We start from the raw sequence: 19,015 nt of genomic DNA, 5'->3' as shown, positions 1-19,015 counted from the left end.
CCGCCGGGAGGAGGAACTGTTATGCCGATTAAAGTCAACGATAATTTAGCGGCCATTGTGCAACTGCAGGAGGAAGGAATTTTTACCATGACGGAGGAACGTGCTAACAACCAGCGCGTGCGTCCGCTGAAGGTGTGCATTCTTAATTTGATGCCGCTAAAAAAGCCCACGGAAATTCAGCTGCTGCGCCTGCTGGGCAATTCGCCCTTGCAGATTGAGGTGGATTTCTGCCGCACAGTAAGCCGTGAAACCACCCATACGGATAATTCCTATCTGGACAGGGCCTATTTAGAGTTTAAGGACGTCAAGAACCGTTATTACGACGCTTTTTTGATGACGGGCGCGCCGGTAGAAACCTACGCGTTTGAGAACGTGGATTACTGGCAGGAAATTGTCGCCTATTTGGATTGGGCAGAGTTTCACTGTTATTCTACTATGACATTATGCTGGGGCGCACAGGCGGCGTTATACCATTATTATGGCGTCAACAAGACTGTGCTTCCGGCCAAAATGTTCGGTATTTTCCCTTATGGGCTGACGGTGCGCAACCATCCCCTGCTGCGCGGCTTTGACGACCGGTATTTTATTCCCCAGTCGCGGCATACGGCGGTGGACGACGACGCTATCGACGCCTGCAAGGCTTTGCAGGTATTATCGCGTTCGGTAGAAAACGGCATCAATATCTGCGCGACTAAAGATTTGCGCCGGATTTTTGTGCTGGGACATTTTGAGTACGACCGTTATACGCTGGCGGACGAATATTATCGCGATAAGAAAAAAGGCCTGCCCATCGCTATCCCGGAATACTATTTTCCCGATAACGATACGACGCAGCAGCCGGTGTTTAAATGGCGCAGCTATGCGCATCTGTTTTATATGAATTGGCTGAACATCGTTTATCAGGATACGCCTTATGATTTGACGCAGCTGGCTCCAGCCAATGGCGATAAGCTGAATAAGGCGCTGAACGAGTATAACAGGATTTTGCTGCAGCTGCAGCAGTTGGGCGCGGACATCAAAAAATAAGCAATTATCATAACGGAGGGAACGAAATCATGAGCAATGTCAATCTCAATACCAAATGCATCCAGGCAGGCTACAGGCCGGGTAACGGCGAGCCGCGTCAGATTCCCATTATTCAATCCACTACTTTTAAATACGACACCAGCGAGGCCATGGGCAAGCTGTTCGATTTGGAGGCCAGCGGCTATTTTTATTCCCGCCTGCAAAATCCTACCTGTGATTTTGTGGCGGCTAAAATCGCCGAACTGGAGGGTGGCACGGCGGCCATGCTGACCTCGTCGGGGCAGGCGGCTAATTTCTTCGCGCTTTTTAATATCTGCGAAAACGGCGGGCACATTGTAGCGTCGTCGTCGATTTACGGCGGTACTTTTAATTTGATAGCGGTTACTATGGCGAAGATGGGCGTGACGGCTACTTTTCTCAGTCCCGATTGCACGCAGGCGGAGCTGGACGCGGCCTTTCAGGATAATACTAAGGCTGTTTTTGGCGAAACCATTGCCAATCCGGCGCTGACGGTTCTGGATATCGAAAAATTTGCCAAAGCTGCGCATCAGCACGGCGTACCGCTGATTGTGGACAATACCTTCCCCACGCCTGTTAATTGCCGTCCTATCGAATGGGGCGCGGATATCGTTACGCATTCCACCACTAAGTATATGGACGGGCACGGCTCCTGCGTCGGCGGCGCGTTAGTGGACGGCGGCAAGTTCGACTGGCTGGCGCACGCTGAAAAGTTCCCCGGCCTATGCAGTCCCGACGCCTCCTACCACGGCATTACCTATGCCGAAAAATTTGGCAGGGAAGGCGCGTTTATTACGAAGGCTACGGCGCAGCTGATGCGCGATTTTGGCTGCAGCCAATCGCCGCAAAGCGCCTTTATCCTGAATTTGGGCTTGGAATCGCTGCATGTGCGCATGCCGCGCCATGTGGAGAACGGGCAGGCCGTGGCCGAATTTTTGGAAAAGCAGCCGCAGGTGGAATATGTTAATTATCCCGGCCTGCCCTCCAATAAATATTACGCTTTGGCGCAGAAATATTTGGGCAATGGCGGCTGCGGCGTAGTTTCCTTTAATTTAAAGGGCGGACGTTCGGCGGCGGAAGCTTTTATGAAGCGGCTGCAGGTGGCGGCTATCGAAACCCATGTGGCCGACGCCCGTACCTGCTGCCTGAATCCGGCGACGTCGACTCACCGTCAGTTGACGGACGAGCAGCTGGCTGCGGCTGGGATACCGGCAGGACTGGTGCGTATTTCCTGCGGCTTGGAGGATAAAGACGATATTATCGCCGATTTGGCGCAGGCGTTAGCGACAATAGAGTAAACGCTGGAGTATGTAAATTATTTTTAGGACTGATGCCTTAGGGCGCAGTCCTTTTTGCGCTTATGTAAGCAAAATTACAGTGCAGCAGTAGTTAGGAAAAAATCCTGACGGAATCGGCTCGCTTTATTTACATCTTACCACGAACAGTGTACAATAAATTTATATAAGTATATCAGACTGACGATCGAGCATATGGGAGCGATGTGTATGAATCTTAAAGATGTGCAAAGGCTGCTGGACGCCGAGGTATTGGCGGGGCGGGATTATCTGGAACGTCAGGTAGAAACCTGCTGCGGCAGCGATATGATGAGCGATGTATTAGCCTTTACCAAGCGCAATACGCTGCTGTGTACAGGGCTGACTAATATGCAGGTGGTACGTACTGCCGAAATGACCGAGCTGAGCGCGTTGGTATTTGTACGCGATAAGCGCCCGGACAAGGATATTCTGGTTGCGGCAGAGGAAAATATGCTGCCGGTTCTGGTAACAGGCTATTCGCTGTTTGAAGCCTGCGGTATTTTGTACGGGGCCGGGATTCGCGGCTGCCATAAAAGGAGTAAATAGAATGGGCGATAGTAAATCTGTAAAAATAGCTTTTGATTGTGTGGGCGGGGACTTTGAACGCGCCGGCGAGGCTTCCTCTAAAATTAAAAAGATGCTGCAGCGTTTGGGTATTCCGGCGGATATTGTGCGCCGTATCGCCATCGGTACCTATGAAGCGGAAATGAATGTCATTATTCATGCCGGCGGCGGCAATGTGGCGGCCGAGGTTTTTCCTGATAAAACAGTGATTACCGTCAGCGATAAGGGGCCGGGTATTCCCGATATCAACAAGGCGCTGCAGGAGGGCTGGTCCACAGCGCCCGATTATGTGCGTCAGATGGGCTTTGGCGCCGGTATGGGCCTGCCTAACATGCAGAAATGCTCCGACGAATTTGATATTCAGTCCGCTGTGGGGCAGGGCACGACGATTGTTATGTGCTTTAAGCATCAGAGCGAGGATTTGTAAGGTTGCCGGCTGGGCCCTTGGGCGTCAGCCTTGAATATATTTTGAGAGAGAGGTGATACGCATGGCTCCTACTAAATACTATCATTCTGTGCAGCTGCAGCAGGATAAATGTCAGGGCTGCGTATCCTGCGTTAAGCTTTGTCCGACGGAGGCTATTCGCGTGCGCAACGGTCAGGCGGAAATTCTGGCTGACCGCTGCATCGACTGCGGAGCCTGCGCCGCTGGTTGTCCCTACCATGCCTTTTCCGTGCGTTCCGACACGCTGGAGGGGCTGACCAAATATGCCTATAATATTGTGCTGCCTGCGCCGTCGCTGTATTCCCAGTTTCCGGCCAGCGTACCGCTGACGGATATTTGGCAGGGGCTGCACAATCTTGGCTTCGACGAGATTTTTGACGTTTCGCTGGCTTCCGAATATATAGCCTGCGAGATAGAGGACTATATTAAAAATTATACAGGCGGGCGCAAGCCTCTGATTTCCAGCACCTGTCCGGCTGTGTTGCGTTTGATTCAGGTAAAATTCCCCGAGCTGATTAAGCAGGTGGTGCCGGTGCTGGCTCCGGTGGAGGCGGCGGCTATTTATGTGAAGCGCGAGGCGGTCGCCCGGCTGCAAATGCCGCCGGAGCTGATCGGCGTTTGGTTTATCTCGCCCTGTCCGTCCAAGGAAACAAATATCCGCCAGTCGGTGGATGTACAGCATACGGAGCTTTCCGGCAGCTTTGGCCTGGCGGAGATTTATGGCCTGCTGTTGAAAAATCTTGGCGGCGGGCACGAGCTGCATGTGCGTACCGGCTCTTCCTATGGGCTTAGCTGGGGCGCTTACGGAGGGGAAATTGTTTCTGCCGGGATTACTAACGGCTTATCGGTGCATGGCATCGATAATGTATATGATATTTTAGAGCAGATTTCCATGAATAAAATGCCGCAGCTGGATTATGTGGAATGCTTGTCCTGTAAGGGCGGCTGCCTGGGCGGCCTTTTGACAGCGGAAAATAAATTTGTAGCGGAATGCAATCTGCGGCAGCGCATCAGCGCTATGCGCGCCGCAGAGCCTGACGACAGGCATGCGGCTATGGCGCAGACCATGGTGCTGCAGGATTTCCCCACCTCGGCGGCTTACCGCAAAAAGCTGGTGCCGCGGCCTATGATGCAGCTGGACGACGATATTATGGAAGCGATGAAAAAGTTCGAGCGCATGGAGGAGGTACTGTGTTCCCTGCCGGGGCTGGACTGCGGCGCCTGCGGCGCGCCCAGCTGTCAGGGATTGGCAGAGGATATCGTGCAGGGCAAGGCGCACGAGATTGACTGTATCTTTAAGCTGCGCGCCAGCGTGCATAAGCTTTCCCAGGGAATGCTGGAGCTGGCAAGGCAGATTCCTATTTATCATGAGCCTAAGATGTTGAATAATACGGAGGATGAGCATAATGAAGGTTAAAGAAATGATCGATGCACTGAATTTAAAGCTGCTGACTAAGGATGTATCCGAGGATGCGCTGTATGCCGACGTGGAGGGCGGTTATGCGTCCGACCTGCTGAGCAACGCTATGGGACAGGCCCAGCCGGGCATGGTGTGGGTGACGATGCAGGGGCATCAGAACGTGGCTGCCGTCGCTTCTCTCATAGGCTTATCCGCCGTGATTGTGGCAGGCGACGGACCCGTTGCCGCCGATACGCTGAACAAGGCTAATCTGAACGATGTGGTCATCGCCGCTACCGAGGAACCTGCCTTTGAGGTTATTGGTAAGCTGTACGCCCTGGGCGTGGGCCGGGCATAGGCTATGCAGCGCGTTTTAACCGATCTGCATATTCATACGCTGCTTTCGCCCTGCGCCGAGGTAGAAATGACGCCCCATCATATTGTGCTGCGGGCTGCGGAATTTGGCATTGGCGCAATCGCTATTACGGACCACAATGCCAGCGCCAATGCGGCGGCTGCCGTGCGCTGCGGCGAAGAATACGGCGTGAAGGTTTTTCCGGGCATGGAGGTGGAATGTCTGGAGGAGGCGCATATTGTGGCGCTGTTCGATACGCTGGAGCAGCTGGAAGCTTGGCAGCAGGTAGTGGATAAGCATATGAACGGCAGGCTTAACGACGCCGCCCGCTTTGGAGCGCAGTTCGTGGTGGATTCGGAGGATGAATTTGTGCGGGAGGAGGAACGGCTGATGTTGGCTCCTCTCAATTTAACTGCTGAGCAGGTGGTGCGCCAGGTGGCGGCCTTAGGCGGCTTAACCATTGCCGCGCATATCGACCGCCCGGCCTACAGCATTGTAGGCCAGCTGGGCTTTATCGAGCCGGGCTTTGGCTTTGCGGCGGCGGAAATTTCTGCCGCAGGCTGGCGGCGCAGCGTACAGTCCTCTTTGCAGCGATTGGCGGGCTATCTGCCCTATGTGACTGATTCGGACGCCCATAATATACTGGACTTTGTGCAGGGGCCGAAAAATCTGCTTACCGTAGAAGCGCTGACGCTGCAGGAGCTGCAGCTGGCTTTGGCGGGATACGGCGGGCGCAGCTTATTGCCAGGAAAATTTTCGGATTTCTGCGAAAAATAATAGAAATATAGTATGCTATAAGCAGGGCATACAGCATACAGCGTTGCTTAAACTTTACTATAATGCTATACTTAATTTAGTAATATATTCATATTCCTTTTTGGAGGAGGGATACCATGAGCATCAGTGAAAACAGGCTGGAGCATAATTGCAGCTGCTGCGGCGGCGCAAATCCAGAACGGGTGCGCATCGACGCTATTCTGGCCAAGTACAGGGACGTAAAGGGACCCTTGATTCCGATTTTGCAGGAGGTGCAGAATCTGTATAATTATTTGCCCAAGGATGTGCTGGAATACATCGCTAAGCAGACGGGCACGCCCATTGCCGATATTTACGGCGTAGTTACCTTTTATTCCCTGTTCCATCTGAATCCCCGCGGACGCAATATTATCCGCGTGTGCCAGGGGACTGCCTGCCATGTGCGCGGCGGCAAAACGATTTTGCAGGCTTTGGAAAAGCAGCTGGGCATTAAGGCGGGGCATACCACCGAGGATTTGCGGTTTACGCTGGAAACGGTGGCTTGTATAGGCGCCTGCGGTTTAGCTCCCGTTATGCAAATCAACGAGGACACTCACGGTCGTCTGACTACAGATAAGCTGGCGGCCATTTTAGACAGGTATAAATAAAATGCGGGAGCTGTCGCTGCATATTTTGGATATTGCGCAGAATTCGGTGGCTGCCGGAGCGAAGCATATCGCTATCGAGGTCAATGAAAATGAAGCCGGCTTTTTTGTCTTTCGCGTCAGCGACGACGGCTGCGGTATGGACGCGCAAATGCTGCGCCAGGTGCGCGACCCTTTCGTTACGTCGCGTAAGACGCGCAAGGTAGGGCTGGGCATACCTTTCATGGATATGGTAACGCAGCAGTGCGGCGGCCGTTTGGACATCGCTTCGGCGCCGGGTAAGGGCACGGAGCTGGCCGCTTATTTTGCTGCGGATAATATTGACCGCCCGCCTTTAGGCGATTTGGCGGACAGCATTGCCGTGCTGCTGGCGGGAGCGCCGCAGATAGAATTGTATTTTAAGTATAGCTGCGCAGGCGGCAGCTTTATCTTTACAACGCAGGAGGTGCGGGATATTTTGGGCGACGCCTGCGATTTTGCCAATTCCGAAATTTACGCTTGGCTGAGCCAGTATTTAGGACAGCAGCTGGCGAAGCTGCAAGGGAGGTTATGAAATGAAAAGCTTAGCGGATCTGCACGCTTTGCGTGATAAATTGAAAGCGGATATCAAGCTGCGGAAGGAAACGGGAACCAAGATTATTGTGGGCATGGGGACCTGCGGTATCGCTGCCGGAGCCCGCGAGGTCATGAAGGCAATTTTGGACGAGCTTAATAAGCGGCGGCTGCTGGAGGTACAGGTACAGCAGACGGGCTGCATCGGCATGTGTGAAAAAGAGGTGCTGGTGGATGTGGTGCGTCCCGGCGAAGCCCGCATTACCTATGGCAAGGTGAAGCCGGAGGATGTGCCGAAAATTATTGCCGAGCATGTGGTCAACGGCAGAATTGTGGAAGAGCTGGTAGTCGGTAAAATAGACGAATAAAATACTGCCGCAGTTGGCAGCTGCGGCATAGGCTGCCAACGGCGGGCAGCGGACTGGAGGAGAAATTATGCAGCATATCAGAGCTCATGTGTTGGTTTGCGGCGGTACGGGCTGCAAGGCCAACGGTTCCAAGGAAATCCAGATAGCCTTTGCCAAAGAGCTGCAAAGCTTTGGGCTGCAGGACGAGGTAATGGTGGTTGAAACCGGCTGCCACGGCTTTTGCGAGCATGGCCCGCTGGTTATCGTATATCCTGAAGGCACCTTTTATTGCGGCGTCAAAAACGAGGACGTTAAGGATATTGTCGAAGAGCATTTATATAAGGGGCGCATTGTGCAGCGCCTGCTGTACCATGAGCCTTTAACCCAGGACAGAGTGCCTAATTATTCTGAGATTGGGTTTTACAAAAAGCAGCATCGTCTGGTGCTGGCCAACTGCGGCGCTATCAATCCGGAGGCTATTGAAGAATATATCGCCGTAGGCGGTTATGAGGCGCTGGCTAAGGCCGTAACGGAAATGACTCCCGAGCAAGTGGTAGAGGAGGTAAAAAAATCCGGGCTGCGCGGACGCGGCGGTGGCGGCTTTCCCACGGGCATGAAATGGCAGTTTGCCAAAGCTTCGGTCAGCGATAAAAAATATGTTATCTGCAATGCGGACGAGGGCGATCCGGGCGCGTTTATGGACCGCAGCGTACTGGAGGGCGACCCCCATCGCGTGCTGGAGGGCATGGCTGTCTGCGGCTATGCTATCGGCGCTGACGAAGGCTATATTTATGTGCGCGCCGAATATCCTTTGGCTATTAAACGCCTGCGTATCGCTATTCAGCAGGCAGAGGAGATGGGCCTTTTAGGCGAGAATATTTTCGGCAGCGGTTTTAGCTTTAAGCTGCATATTAAAGAGGGCGCAGGCGCTTTTGTCTGCGGCGAGGAAACGGCGCTGATGGCCTCCATCGAGGGTAAGCGCGGTATGCCGCGTCCCCGTCCGCCCTTCCCGGCCGTATCCGGACTGTGGGGCAAACCGACGAATATTAACAACGTCGAAACCTTCGCTAACGTGGCGCAGATTATTGTACACGGCGCGGACTGGTACTGCCAGTTCGGCACGGAAAAATCCAAGGGCACCAAGGTTTTCGCTTTAACGGGCAAGATAAATAATACCGGTCTGGCCGAGGTTCCCATGGGCATCACCATGCGCGAAATTATTTACGATATCGGCGGCGGCATCACCAACGGCAAAAAGTTCAAAGCGGTGCAGATAGGCGGCCCGTCGGGCGGCTGCCTGCCGGAAAGCATGCTGGACCTGCCTGTAGACTACGATTCTTTGATCGCTGCCGGAGCTATGATGGGCAGCGGCGGCCTGGTCGTTATGGACGAAGACACCTGCATGGTGGACGTGGCTAAGTTCTTCCTGAATTTCACCCAGTCCGAATCCTGCGGCAAGTGTACTCCCTGCCGCGAGGGAACGAAGCGTATGCTGGAGATTTTGAACCGTATTACGGAAGGGCAGGGCCGCGAGGGCGATATCAAGCTGCTGGAAAATCTGGCGAAGAATATCAAGGAAACGGCTCTGTGCGGCTTGGGACAGACCGCGCCTAACCCTGTGCTGTCTACCTTGAAGTATTTCCGCCACGAGTACGAGGCTCATATTAAAGAAAAGCGCTGTCCGGCGGCCGTATGCGAAAAGATGGCGCGTTATACTATTACCGACGCTTGTCGCGGCTGCGGCTTATGCGCGCGCAATTGTCCGGCGAAGGCTATCAGCGGCGCTGTGAAAAAGCAGCATGTTATCGATCAGACTAAGTGTATTAAATGCGGCGCTTGCATGTCGGCGTGTCCGTTTAAGGCTATTATTAAGAGCTGAGGGGGTCTGCATGATGAAAATGGTAAATTTAACGATTGACGGCCGGCAGATCCAGGCTCCTGCCGGAAGCTCCGTCCTGGAGGCGGCTCGTGCCGCCGGTATCTATATTCCTACGCTGTGCTATCATCCCGACCTGCGGGCTGAGGGAGCCTGCCGCCTGTGCATGGTAGAGGCCAGCGGCGCGCGTACCCTGGTTGCTTCCTGCGTTTATCCTGTAAGCGAGGGTATGGTGGTCAAAACCAATACCAATAAAGTGCGCGAGGCGCGTAAAACGGTTATCGAGCTGCTTTTGACAAACCATCCCAAGGACTGCTTGTGCTGCCAAAAAAGCGGCGATTGCGAGCTGCAGAATATGGCGGCCGATTTGGGCGTGCGCAAGCTGCGCTTTGAGGGCGGCGAAACTAAGGCGCATACTATCGACAGTAGCAATCCGTCGCTGGTACGCGATCAGGAAAAATGTATTTTGTGCGGCCGTTGCATACGTGTTTGCCGCGACGTTCAGGGCATGAATGTCTACAGCTTTGCCGGACGCGGCTTCAATACCATCGTTTCGACGGCCTTCGAGCATGATCTGCTTAATTCTCAGTGCAGCTACTGCGGCCAGTGCGCCAGCGTTTGTCCTACGGGCGCCATTGTGGAAAAGGACGATACGGAAAGGGTTTGGAACGCCATCAACGACGACAGCAAGGTAGTCGTCGTGCAGACAGCTCCGGCAGTGCGCGTGGCCTTGGGCGAGGAACTGGGCATTCCCGCCGGCGAGATTGTGACGGGGAAAATGGTCACTGCTTTGCGGCAGCTGGGCTTTGATAAAGTATTCGATACTAATTTTTCAGCCGATCTGACGATTATGGAGGAGGGGCACGAATTTTTAGAGCGCCTGCAGAACGGCGGCGTGCTGCCTATGATTACCTCCTGCAGCCCCGGCTGGGTAAATATGATTGAAATGAAATATCCTGAGCTGCTGCCCCATTTATCCACGGCTAAATCGCCGCAGCAGATGTTCGGCGCTATAGCGAAAACCTACTATGCCGAAAGAGCCGGGATTGACCCGGCACAGATCGTCAGCGTATCCGTAATGCCCTGTACGGCTAAAAAGGCGGAGGCTGCCAGAGAGGAAATGTGCAGCAGCGGCTACCGCGACGTGGATATTGTCATTACTACGCGGGAGCTGGGACGCATGATCCGCGAGGCAGGCATTAATTTTGCTTCGCTGCCGGAAAGCCAGTACGATTCGCCTTTGGGTACCGGTACCGGCGCGGCGGTAATTTTTGGTACGACGGGCGGCGTTATGGAAGCGGCTCTGCGTACTGTAGCCGACGTCGTGGCGGGAGCAAGCCTGCCTAAAGTAGATTATACCGAGGTACGCGGCATGGCGGAAACCCGCGAGGCGGTCGTAGACGTGGCAGGTACGGCGGTGAAGATAGCGGTCTGCAATACCTTGGGCTCCGCTAAAAAAATGCTGGAGCGTATGAAGGCGGGAACGGCTGATTATCATTTTATTGAAGTTATGGCCTGTCCGGGAGGCTGCATCGGCGGCGGCGGACAGCCCATACCGGTAAGCGGCGGGATACGCAAAATGCGTCGCGAAGGGCTGCTTGCCTGCGATCGTGCCAGCGAATTACGAAAATCCCATGATAATCCGGAAATAAAAACGCTTTATGCTACTTGGCTTGGCGAACCTCTCGGAGAAAAAGCCCATAGTCTATTGCATACGCACTACAAAGCGCAAAACCGCGATTAGGCATAACAGAACAATACAAGTCCCCTGCCTGAATGTGAAAAAAGGCAGGGGATTTTTTAAAATTGTAAAGAAAAAGCTTGCTATGTTACAGTTTTATTGGTATCATAGTAAGCGTTGAGCGTCAATCTGACTGATGGGTCATAGAAGCTCGCTTCACTAATGAGTAGGAAATTATTTCTGAAAAAGAAGTGAAGTTTTTGGAAAAATGTGTTATAATTGTAGCAGAAAGAGAAGCAAATTTTATAAAAAATATTCCTGAAACTAGCAGGAGTTTTCCTGCCAGTGTCGAAAAGACTATATAGTCAAGTATGAAATGTTTGTGAAATGCTTGACCGAGGCAATACCTTGTCTGGAGGTTTGCGTGCAGAACTGCAGACAAGTTATAAGCAAAGGGGCGACCCTTATAAAACACAATGTCCTAATTATTAAGGAGGAAGGTAAACATGATCGACATTAAAGATCGCATTTGTGACGTAGTAGCTGGCAAAGTTATGAGCGCTGAAGCTGCTGCAGAATTTGTAAAAGACGGTGACAACGTAGGTGTCAGCGGCTTTACTCCGTCCGGCTATCCGAAAGCTGTACCTCTGGCTCTGGCTGAAAAAGCTAAAAAAACTCCTTTCAAAGTTAATGTTTGGACCGGCGCTTCCGTTGGCCCCGAAATTGACCAAGCAATGGTAGAAGCTGACTGCATCGACCGCCGTCTGCCTTATCAGACCAACGCCACCATGCGTAAAGCTATCAACGCTGGCAAAGTAAAATATGCTGATATTCATCTGTCCCATATGGCTCAAATGGTTCGTTACGGCTTTATGGCTAACCGCAAAGGCGTTGACGTTGCAATCGTCGAGGTTTGCAAAATCAACGATCTGGGCAACGGCATGGTAGGCCTGATCCCGACCACTTCCATGGGCAACAGCTCCTCTTATGTAGCTGGCGCTAAGAAGGTTATCGTAGAAGTTAACACCACCCAACCGAAAGAGTTGGAAGGCATGCATGACTCCTATGTTCCTCTGGATCCTCCTAACCGTCAACCGATTCCTGTTTGCGCTCCGGAAGACCGCATCGGAACCACCTACATTCCTTGTGAAGTAGACAAGATCGTTGCAGTAGTTCCTTGTGACATCACTGATAAAGTTCGTCCGTTAGGCGAAATCGACGAAGACGCTAAGCATATGGGCAAAAACCTGGTTGACTTCCTGAAAAACGAAGTTAAGGAAGGCCGCCTGCCGAAGAACCTGCTGCCGTTGCAATCCGGCGTAGGCTCCGTTGCTAACGCAGTTATCAACGGTCTGGTTAACTCCGACTTTGAAGACCTGACCGTTTATACCGAAGTTATCCAAGACGGTATGTTCGACCTGATCGACGCCGGCAAACTGCGAGTTGCTTCCGGTACTGCTCTGACCCCGTCTCCTGAGTGCCAAAAGAAATTCTACGAGAATGTTGACAAATATAAGAAATACTTGCTGCTCCGTCCGCAAGAAGTTTCCAACAGCCCGGAAGTTGCTCGTCGTATCGGCGTTATCGCTATGAACACCGCTATCGAAGTCGACATCTATGGCAATGTTAACTCCACTCACGTTTGCGGTACTAAATTGATGAACGGCGTTGGCGGTTCCGGCGACTTTGCTCGTAACGGTTTCCTGACCGTATTCTTCACCAACTCTCTGGCTAAAGGCGGCAAGATTTCCTCTGTTGTTCCGTTCTGCAGCCACATCGACCATGCTACTCTGGACGTTGACGTTATCGTTTCCGAACGCGGCGTTGCAGACCTGCGCGGCTTGTCCCCGAAAGAGAAAGCTCCTATCATCATCGATCAAATCGCTAACCCGAAATATCAACCCTGGCTGTATGATTACTTCAAACGCGCTTGTGAAGCTTGCGGCAACAGCCAAACCCCGCACATCCTGGCAGAAGCTTTCGATTGCTACAAACTGTTCAACGAAACCGGCTCCATGGAAGGCATGGTTAAATAATCAAAAAAACTTTTCAATACCCCTTGAGAAGTTTCTCAAAATAGGTTAAACTATGTTAAGGTACTTGCCGATAGGTGCGAGTCCTATCGGCAAGTATATATAAAAAAGTTGACGAGGCCCTGAGGCTTTGCCATATACCGTCACTGACGGACACTCTCACCATCATTTCGGATCCGTCCAATCCGAAATATGCAAACCAAATATTTTAAGGAGGATTTGAGAATGGCATTTGAAGAAATTAAAGCTGGTTTAGAGAAATATCATGCTGATGTTGAAGCTAAACTGGTAAAAAACCCTGAACGCGCAAACCTGGTTCCTAACAGACTGTACACCCCGGTAGATCTTGGTGAAGACTTTGACTACATGACTAAACTGGGCTTCCCCGGTGAATATCCTTATACCCGTGGCGTACAACCCACCATGTATCGTGGCCGTTTCTGGACCATGCGTATGTATGCTGGTTTCTCCACCGCTGAAGAATCCAACAAACGTTATCGTTACCTGCTGGCTAACGGTGGTTCCGGCCTGTCCTGCGCATTCGACCTGCCGACCCAGATTGGTTATGACTCCACCGATCCGATGGCTGAAGGCGAAGTTGGTAAAGTAGGCGTAGCTATCGACTCCTTGGCTGATATGGAAATCCTGTTCGACCAAATTTCCCTCGATAAAGTTTCTACTTCTATGACCATCAACGCTCCTGCATCCGTACTGCTGGCTATGTACATTGCAGTTGCTGAAAAACAAGGCGTTTCCGCTGACAAACTGCGCGGCACCATTCAGAACGATATTCTGAAAGAGTACGCTGCTCGCGGCACCTACATTTTCCCGCCGAAACCGTCCATGCGTTTGATCACCAATATTTTTGAATATTGCTCCAAGAATGTACCGCTGTGGAACACCATCTCCATTTCCGGTTACCATATCCGTGAAGCTGGTTCTACCGCTTCTCAGGAAATCGCATTCACCATCGCTGACGGCATTGCTTATGTAGAAGCTGCTATCAAAGCTGGTCTGGACGTTGACGCTTTCGCTGGTCGTCTGTCCTTCTTCTGGAACGCTCATAACAACGTATTGGAAGAGGTTGCTAAATTCCGTGCTTCCCGTCGTGTATGGGCTAAAGTTATGAAAGAGCGTTTCGGCGCTAAGAAACCCAAATCCATGATGCTGCGCGTACATACCCAAACTGCTGGCTCCATGCTGACCGCTCAACAACCGAACAACAACATCGTTCGTGTTGCTCTGCAAACTGCTGCTGCTGTAATGGGTGGTACGCAATCCCTGCACACCAACTCCAAGGACGAAGCTTTGGCTCTGCCGACCACTGAGTCCGTAACCATCGCTCTGCGTACCCAACAAATTGTTGCTTACGAATCCGGCCTGGCTGACACCGTTGACCCGTTGGGCGGTTCCTACTATGTAGAAGCTCTGACCGACAAGATCGAGAAAGAAGCTTGGGAATACATCAAAAAGATCGACGAAATCGGTGGCGCTCCTGAAGCAATCGCTAAAGGCTACATCCAAAAAGAAATCCAAGATTCCGCTTACAAATGGCAGATGGAAATCGAAAAAGGCGACCGTATCATCGTTGGCGTTAACAAATTCACCCAAGAGGAAGAACCTCCGAAAAACCTGCTGCGCGTAGACGGCTCTGTAGGCAAACTGCAAGCTGAAAAGATCGCTGCTCTGAAAGCTCGCCGTGACAATGCTAAAGTTGCTGAAACCTTGGCTGCTCTGGAAGCTGGCTGCGCAGACGAGTCTGTAAACCTGATGCCTTTGATCCTCGACGCTGTTCGTGCATATGCTACCGAAGGTGAAATCTGCGGCGTTATGAGAAAAGTATTCGGCGAATACCAACCTCATACCACTCTCTAATTTGTAAACACTGACATATACGGAGGTATTTTATAATGGCTAACGTTAAAGTTTTAGTTGCTAAACCGGGTCTGGACGGCCATGACCGCGGTGCTAAAGTTGTAGCTCGTGCATTGCGCGACGCTGGTTTTGAAGTTATCTATACCGGTATCCGTCTGACCCCGGAACAAATCGCTGAAGCTGCTCTGCAAGACGACGTACAAGTTGTTGCTTTGTCCTTGCTGTCCGGCGCTCACAACACCCTGTTCCCGAAAGTAGTTGAACTGCTGAAAGAAAAAGGTTTGGACAATGTTCTGGTTATCGGCGGCGGCGTTATTCCTGACGCTGATATCCCTGGCCTGAAGGCTGCTGGCATTGCTGAAGTATTCACTCCTGGCACCCCGACCAGCAAGATCGTTGACTTCATCAACGCTAACGTTAAATAATTTTATCCCATAAGTTGCAAGCCGGGCTTGTCCCGGCTTGCCTTATAAAATATTCACAATCTGACAAGGCGGTGTGAATTATGGAAATAGTAGATAAATTATTAAATCATTCTCGTCTTGCATTATCTAAGGCAATCACTGCTGTTGAAAATGAATATGATGACGCTGTCAAAATTATGACAGAGATCTATCCTCATACTGGTAATGCTTATGTAATTGGTATCACTGGCCCTCCGGGCGCTGGTAAAAGTACTCTGACAGATAAATTAGCAAAAGAATATCGTAAACGCGGCAAAACCGTTGGTATTGTAGCAATTGACCCCACCAGCCCATATTCCGGCGGCGCTATTTTGGGCGACCGCATCAGAATGATGGATTTGATGGCGGACGAAGGTATCTTTGTTCGTTCTATGGCTACCCGCGGCAGTCTCGGCGGCCTGTCCCAAAAAGCAGGCGACGCAGTAAAATTGATGGATGCTTTTGGCATGGATGTTATTATCGTTGAAACCGTAGGCGTAGGTCAATCCGAAGTTGATATTGTTAAGACTGCGGATACTACGATGGTTGTTGTCATCCCCGGTATGGGCGACGATATCCAGGCAATTAAAGCAGGTATACTTGAAATCGGTGACCTTTTCACGATTAACAAAGCTGACCGTGAAGGTACAGACAAGCTCAACATTGAGATTGAAATGATGCTCGAATTAAATCCCGAACATGTTGGCTGGCGTCCTCCGATTAACAGGACCATTGCTAGCAAGGGTGAAGGTATAGAGGCTGTTGTGGATTCCATTGAAGCCCACAAGGCATATTTGGTTGACTCCGGAAAATTGAGCGATATCCGTAAGAAACGTATTAAAAACGAAGTTACGGCTATGCTTAATGATCGCGTAAACCGCTACATCGACAAAGAGGTTATTCAAACGGAAGCATTTGACGATTTGGTAGTTAAGATGCAGACCCGCGAGATCGAGCCTTATTCTGTCGTTGATGATATTGTTGGTAAAGTTTTAAAATAAAACCACCAAAAAACAAATTTTAGGAGGAATTATTATGGCATTCAAAACTATTTGTGTTGACCATGTAGGTATCGCTTGCTCTGGCACCTTGGAAGAAGCTGCTAAACTGTACACTGAGGTTCTGGGCTTGAAAGCTACCGGTACTGAAGAAGTTAAAGAACAAGGCGTTGCAACCGTATTTGTTCCCTGCGGCGAAACCCTGATCGAACTCCTCGTTGATATTACTGAAAACAACGACGGCCCTATCGGCAAATATGTTGCTAAAAACGGCCCTGGCATCCAACATATGGCTCTGCGCGTTGACGACATCAAAGCTGCTATCGCTGACCTGACCGCTGCTGGCGTTCGCATGATCGATAAAGCTCCTCGCAATGGCGCTGGTCAAATGAAGATCGCTTTCGTTCATCCGAAATCTGCAGGCCTGCTGCTTGAGCTGTGCCAACCTGCTGCTACCTACGTTGATTAATTAGCGCTTAAAGTTAATCTAATCAGAGGGTACTAATCTACGATACATGCTGCTGAAGGCGTACAAGTGATATGCCTTCAGCATATGTATATAAATTTGTTCTCCCAATAATGATGGAGGTGTAAGATTTGTCTACTCAAGAAAAAATTGAGAAAATGCTCAAAAAGTCCGAAGTAATTCTGGCTGCTGGCGGCGAAAAACGTGTTGCTAAACAACATGAATCCGGCAAAATGACTGCTCGTGAAAGAATCGCTGCACTCCTCGACGAAGGTTCCTTCGTAGAATTGGATCGTTTCGTTCGTCATCGCTGCACCAACTTCGGTCAAGAAAAGAAAGAACTTCCGGGTGAAGGCGTAACCACTGGTTACGGTACTGTTGACGGTCGTCTGGTATACGTATTCGCACAAGACTTCACCGTTGAAGGCGGTTCCCTTGGCGAAATGCATGCTGCTAAAATCGTTAAGGTTCAACGTCTGGCTCTGAAAATGGGCGCTCCGTTGGTTGGCCTGAACGATTCCGGCGGTGCTCGTATTCAAGAAGCTATCGACGCTCTGGCTGGCTATGGTAAGATCTTCTTCGAGAACACCATCGCTTCCGGCGTTGTACCGCAAATTTCCGCTATCATGGGTCCTTCCGCTGGCGGCGCTGTATACAGCCCGGCACTGACCGACTTCATCTACATGGTAAAGAACACTTCCAAGATGTTCATTACCGGTCCTGCAGTAGTTAAATCCGTAACCGGTGAAGATGTAACCCAAGAACAACTGGGTGGCGCTATGACTCATAACTCCACTTCCGGTGTTGCTCACTTCGCTGCTGAAAACGATGAAGACTGCCTGCAACAAATTCGTTACCTGCTCTCCTTCCTGCCTTCCAACAACATGGAAACCGCTCCGATCGTAGAGACTGGCGACGACCCGATGCGTACCGAAGAAAGCCTGAACACCTTACTGCCGGATAACTCTAACCAAGCTTACGACATGTACGATGTAATTAAGGCTATCGTTGATAACGGTGAATTCTACGAGAACCAAAAATACTGGGCAAAGAACATCATTACCTGCTTCGCTCGTATGGATGGTCAAACCATTGGTATTATCGCTAACCAACCGAAAGTTATGGCTGGCTGCCTGGATATCAACGCTTCCGACAAATCCTCTCGTTTTATCCGTTTCTGCGACGCATTCAACATTCCTCTGCTGAACCTGGTTGACGTTCCTGGCTTCCTGCCTGGCTGCAACCAAGAATACGGCGGCATTATCCGTCACGGCGCTAAGATGCTGTATGCTTACTCCGAAGCAACTGTTCCTAAAATCACTCTGGTAACCCGTAAAGCTTACGGCGGTTCCTATCTGGCAATGTGCTCTCAAGACCTGGGCGCTGACCAAGTTATCGCATGGCCGACCGCTGAAATCGCAGTTATGGGTCCTGCTGGCGCTGCTAACATCATTTTCCGTAAAGATCCTGATGTTGAAGCTAAGACCAAAGAGTACATCGACAACTTCGCAACTCCGTACCAAGCAGCAATGCGCGGCATGGTTGACATGGTTATCGAACCGAAAAACTCTCGTCCCACCATCATCAACGCTCTGCAAATGCTGGAAAGCAAACGCGAAACCCGTCCGGCAAAACGCCACGGCAATATTCCTTTGTAATTCACAAGCAGTTGCTTAGTGCTTAAAAACCTATTTTAAGATAAGATGAGGTGAAATAAATGGGTCCTGTTACTACTAATCCTTGGTTAATCGCATTGATTAATATGACCATCGTATTCGGCGTTTTGATTGCGTTGGGCGTATTGATGAGCTTAATCCAAGTTGTCGATCCGACTAAAAAAAAAGTTGCTAAACCGGCAGTAGCTCCTACCCCGGCAGCAGCTCCCGCACCGGCAGCAGTTGCTGCCCCGGTTCAAGATGATAGCGAAATTATCGCTGTTATCGCTGCAGCAGTTGCAGCTTGCGGCGTTAGTGCAGACCAAATCGCTTGCGTACGTCGTCTGCCGAACGCTAGCTGGACTGTAAATGCACGTGTTGAAGCTATCAGCGTTCGTAAAGAATGCTTCTAATGCATATTGTTTGCAATTTTAATTAAAAAACGAGATTTTAAGGAGGATTATATCCATGAAAAAGTATACTATCACCGTTAATGGTACCGCATACGAAGTTGAAGTTGAAGAAGCTGGTTCCGTAGCTTCTGCTCCGAAAGCTGCTGCTCAGAA

The 19,015-nt window shown here is 50.9% G+C and carries 19 protein-coding genes and 1 pseudogene; all 20 read left to right on the top strand.

Annotated features, from left to right (window positions below; translation table 11 throughout):
* The first annotated feature begins 21 nt into the window (after window positions 1-21).
* On the top strand, window positions 22-1,026 hold the full coding sequence (metA, locus tag Q4E64_RS01635; RefSeq protein WP_303165916.1) for a homoserine O-succinyltransferase: 1,005 nt from the start codon (window positions 22-24) through the stop codon (window positions 1,024-1,026).
* Between the two features lie 29 nt (window positions 1,027-1,055).
* Window positions 1,056-2,342: an O-acetylhomoserine aminocarboxypropyltransferase/cysteine synthase family protein gene (locus tag Q4E64_RS01630; RefSeq protein ID WP_303165915.1), complete on the top strand. Its 1,287-nt coding sequence runs from the start codon at window positions 1,056-1,058 to the stop codon at window positions 2,340-2,342.
* Window positions 2,343-2,549: 207 nt separating this feature from the next.
* Window positions 2,550-2,906, top strand: a complete 357-nt coding sequence (locus tag Q4E64_RS01625) for a DRTGG domain-containing protein (RefSeq protein WP_303165914.1) — start codon at window positions 2,550-2,552, stop codon at window positions 2,904-2,906.
* Between the two features lies 1 nt (window position 2,907).
* Window positions 2,908-3,351 (top strand): anti-sigma regulatory factor, encoded by a 444-nt coding sequence (locus tag Q4E64_RS01620; RefSeq protein ID WP_303165913.1) that lies wholly within the window; start codon window positions 2,908-2,910, stop codon window positions 3,349-3,351.
* 61 nt (window positions 3,352-3,412) lie between these two features.
* Window positions 3,413-4,786: a [Fe-Fe] hydrogenase large subunit C-terminal domain-containing protein gene (locus tag Q4E64_RS01615; protein ID WP_303165912.1), complete on the top strand. Its 1,374-nt coding sequence runs from the start codon at window positions 3,413-3,415 to the stop codon at window positions 4,784-4,786.
* Window positions 4,776-5,126 carry a serine kinase gene (locus tag Q4E64_RS01610; RefSeq protein ID WP_303165911.1) on the top strand — a complete coding sequence of 117 codons (351 nt, stop codon included), beginning with the start codon at window positions 4,776-4,778 and terminating at the stop codon, window positions 5,124-5,126. The genes Q4E64_RS01615 and Q4E64_RS01610 overlap by 11 nt, the downstream gene beginning before the upstream one ends.
* A 3-nt stretch (window positions 5,127-5,129) precedes the next feature.
* Window positions 5,130-5,900: a PHP domain-containing protein gene (locus tag Q4E64_RS01605; RefSeq protein ID WP_303165910.1), complete on the top strand. Its 771-nt coding sequence runs from the start codon at window positions 5,130-5,132 to the stop codon at window positions 5,898-5,900.
* A 116-nt stretch (window positions 5,901-6,016) separates the two neighbouring features.
* Window positions 6,017-6,526 carry an NADH-quinone oxidoreductase subunit NuoE gene (gene nuoE / locus Q4E64_RS01600; protein ID WP_303165909.1) on the top strand — a complete coding sequence of 170 codons (510 nt, stop codon included), beginning with the start codon at window positions 6,017-6,019 and terminating at the stop codon, window positions 6,524-6,526.
* A gap of 1 nt (window position 6,527) precedes the next feature.
* Window positions 6,528-7,076, top strand: a complete 549-nt coding sequence (locus Q4E64_RS01595; RefSeq protein WP_303165908.1) for an ATP-binding protein — start codon at window positions 6,528-6,530, stop codon at window positions 7,074-7,076.
* A gap of 1 nt (window position 7,077) precedes the next feature.
* Window positions 7,078-7,443, top strand: coding sequence for a ferredoxin (locus Q4E64_RS01590; RefSeq protein ID WP_303165907.1), 366 nt, complete (start codon window positions 7,078-7,080; stop codon window positions 7,441-7,443).
* Window positions 7,444-7,510: 67 nt separating this feature from the next.
* A complete protein-coding gene (nuoF, locus tag Q4E64_RS01585; RefSeq protein WP_303165906.1) occupies window positions 7,511-9,301 on the top strand; it encodes an NADH-quinone oxidoreductase subunit NuoF in 1,791 nt (596 codons plus the stop codon).
* A gap of 13 nt (window positions 9,302-9,314) precedes the next feature.
* A complete protein-coding gene (locus Q4E64_RS01580) occupies window positions 9,315-11,042 on the top strand; it encodes an NADH-dependent [FeFe] hydrogenase, group A6 (RefSeq protein ID WP_368501479.1) in 1,728 nt (575 codons plus the stop codon).
* A gap of 443 nt (window positions 11,043-11,485) precedes the next feature.
* The gene (locus tag Q4E64_RS01575; protein ID WP_303165904.1) at window positions 11,486-13,015 is read left to right on the top strand and encodes a succinate CoA transferase; all 1,530 of its coding nucleotides are present in this window, start codon (window positions 11,486-11,488) and stop codon (window positions 13,013-13,015) included.
* A 222-nt stretch (window positions 13,016-13,237) separates the two neighbouring features.
* Window positions 13,238-14,887 carry a methylmalonyl-CoA mutase gene (locus Q4E64_RS01570; protein WP_303165903.1) on the top strand — a complete coding sequence of 550 codons (1,650 nt, stop codon included), beginning with the start codon at window positions 13,238-13,240 and terminating at the stop codon, window positions 14,885-14,887.
* A gap of 35 nt (window positions 14,888-14,922) precedes the next feature.
* Window positions 14,923-15,312 (top strand): cobalamin B12-binding domain-containing protein, encoded by a 390-nt coding sequence (locus Q4E64_RS01565; RefSeq protein ID WP_303165902.1) that lies wholly within the window; start codon window positions 14,923-14,925, stop codon window positions 15,310-15,312.
* A gap of 80 nt (window positions 15,313-15,392) precedes the next feature.
* Window positions 15,393-16,331, top strand: coding sequence for a methylmalonyl Co-A mutase-associated GTPase MeaB (meaB, locus tag Q4E64_RS01560; protein WP_303165901.1), 939 nt, complete (start codon window positions 15,393-15,395; stop codon window positions 16,329-16,331).
* A 34-nt stretch (window positions 16,332-16,365) separates the two neighbouring features.
* A complete protein-coding gene (gene mce, locus Q4E64_RS01555) occupies window positions 16,366-16,797 on the top strand; it encodes a methylmalonyl-CoA epimerase (protein ID WP_303165900.1) in 432 nt (143 codons plus the stop codon).
* A gap of 155 nt (window positions 16,798-16,952) precedes the next feature.
* The gene (locus Q4E64_RS01550) at window positions 16,953-18,452 is read left to right on the top strand and encodes a carboxyl transferase domain-containing protein (protein WP_303166056.1); all 1,500 of its coding nucleotides are present in this window, start codon (window positions 16,953-16,955) and stop codon (window positions 18,450-18,452) included.
* A gap of 59 nt (window positions 18,453-18,511) precedes the next feature.
* On the top strand, window positions 18,512-18,862 hold the full coding sequence (locus Q4E64_RS01545) for an OadG family transporter subunit (protein ID WP_293729088.1): 351 nt from the start codon (window positions 18,512-18,514) through the stop codon (window positions 18,860-18,862).
* Window positions 18,863-18,917: 55 nt separating this feature from the next.
* Window positions 18,918-19,015: pseudogene (locus Q4E64_RS11420) on the top strand (acetyl-CoA carboxylase biotin carboxyl carrier protein subunit); the annotation flags it as partial.

The organism is Phascolarctobacterium sp., assembly GCF_030531065.1.
In the GTDB taxonomy this organism is placed as follows: Bacteria; Bacillota; Negativicutes; order Acidaminococcales; family Acidaminococcaceae; genus Phascolarctobacterium_A.
This window is presented reverse-complemented; position numbering and strand designations above follow the sequence as displayed.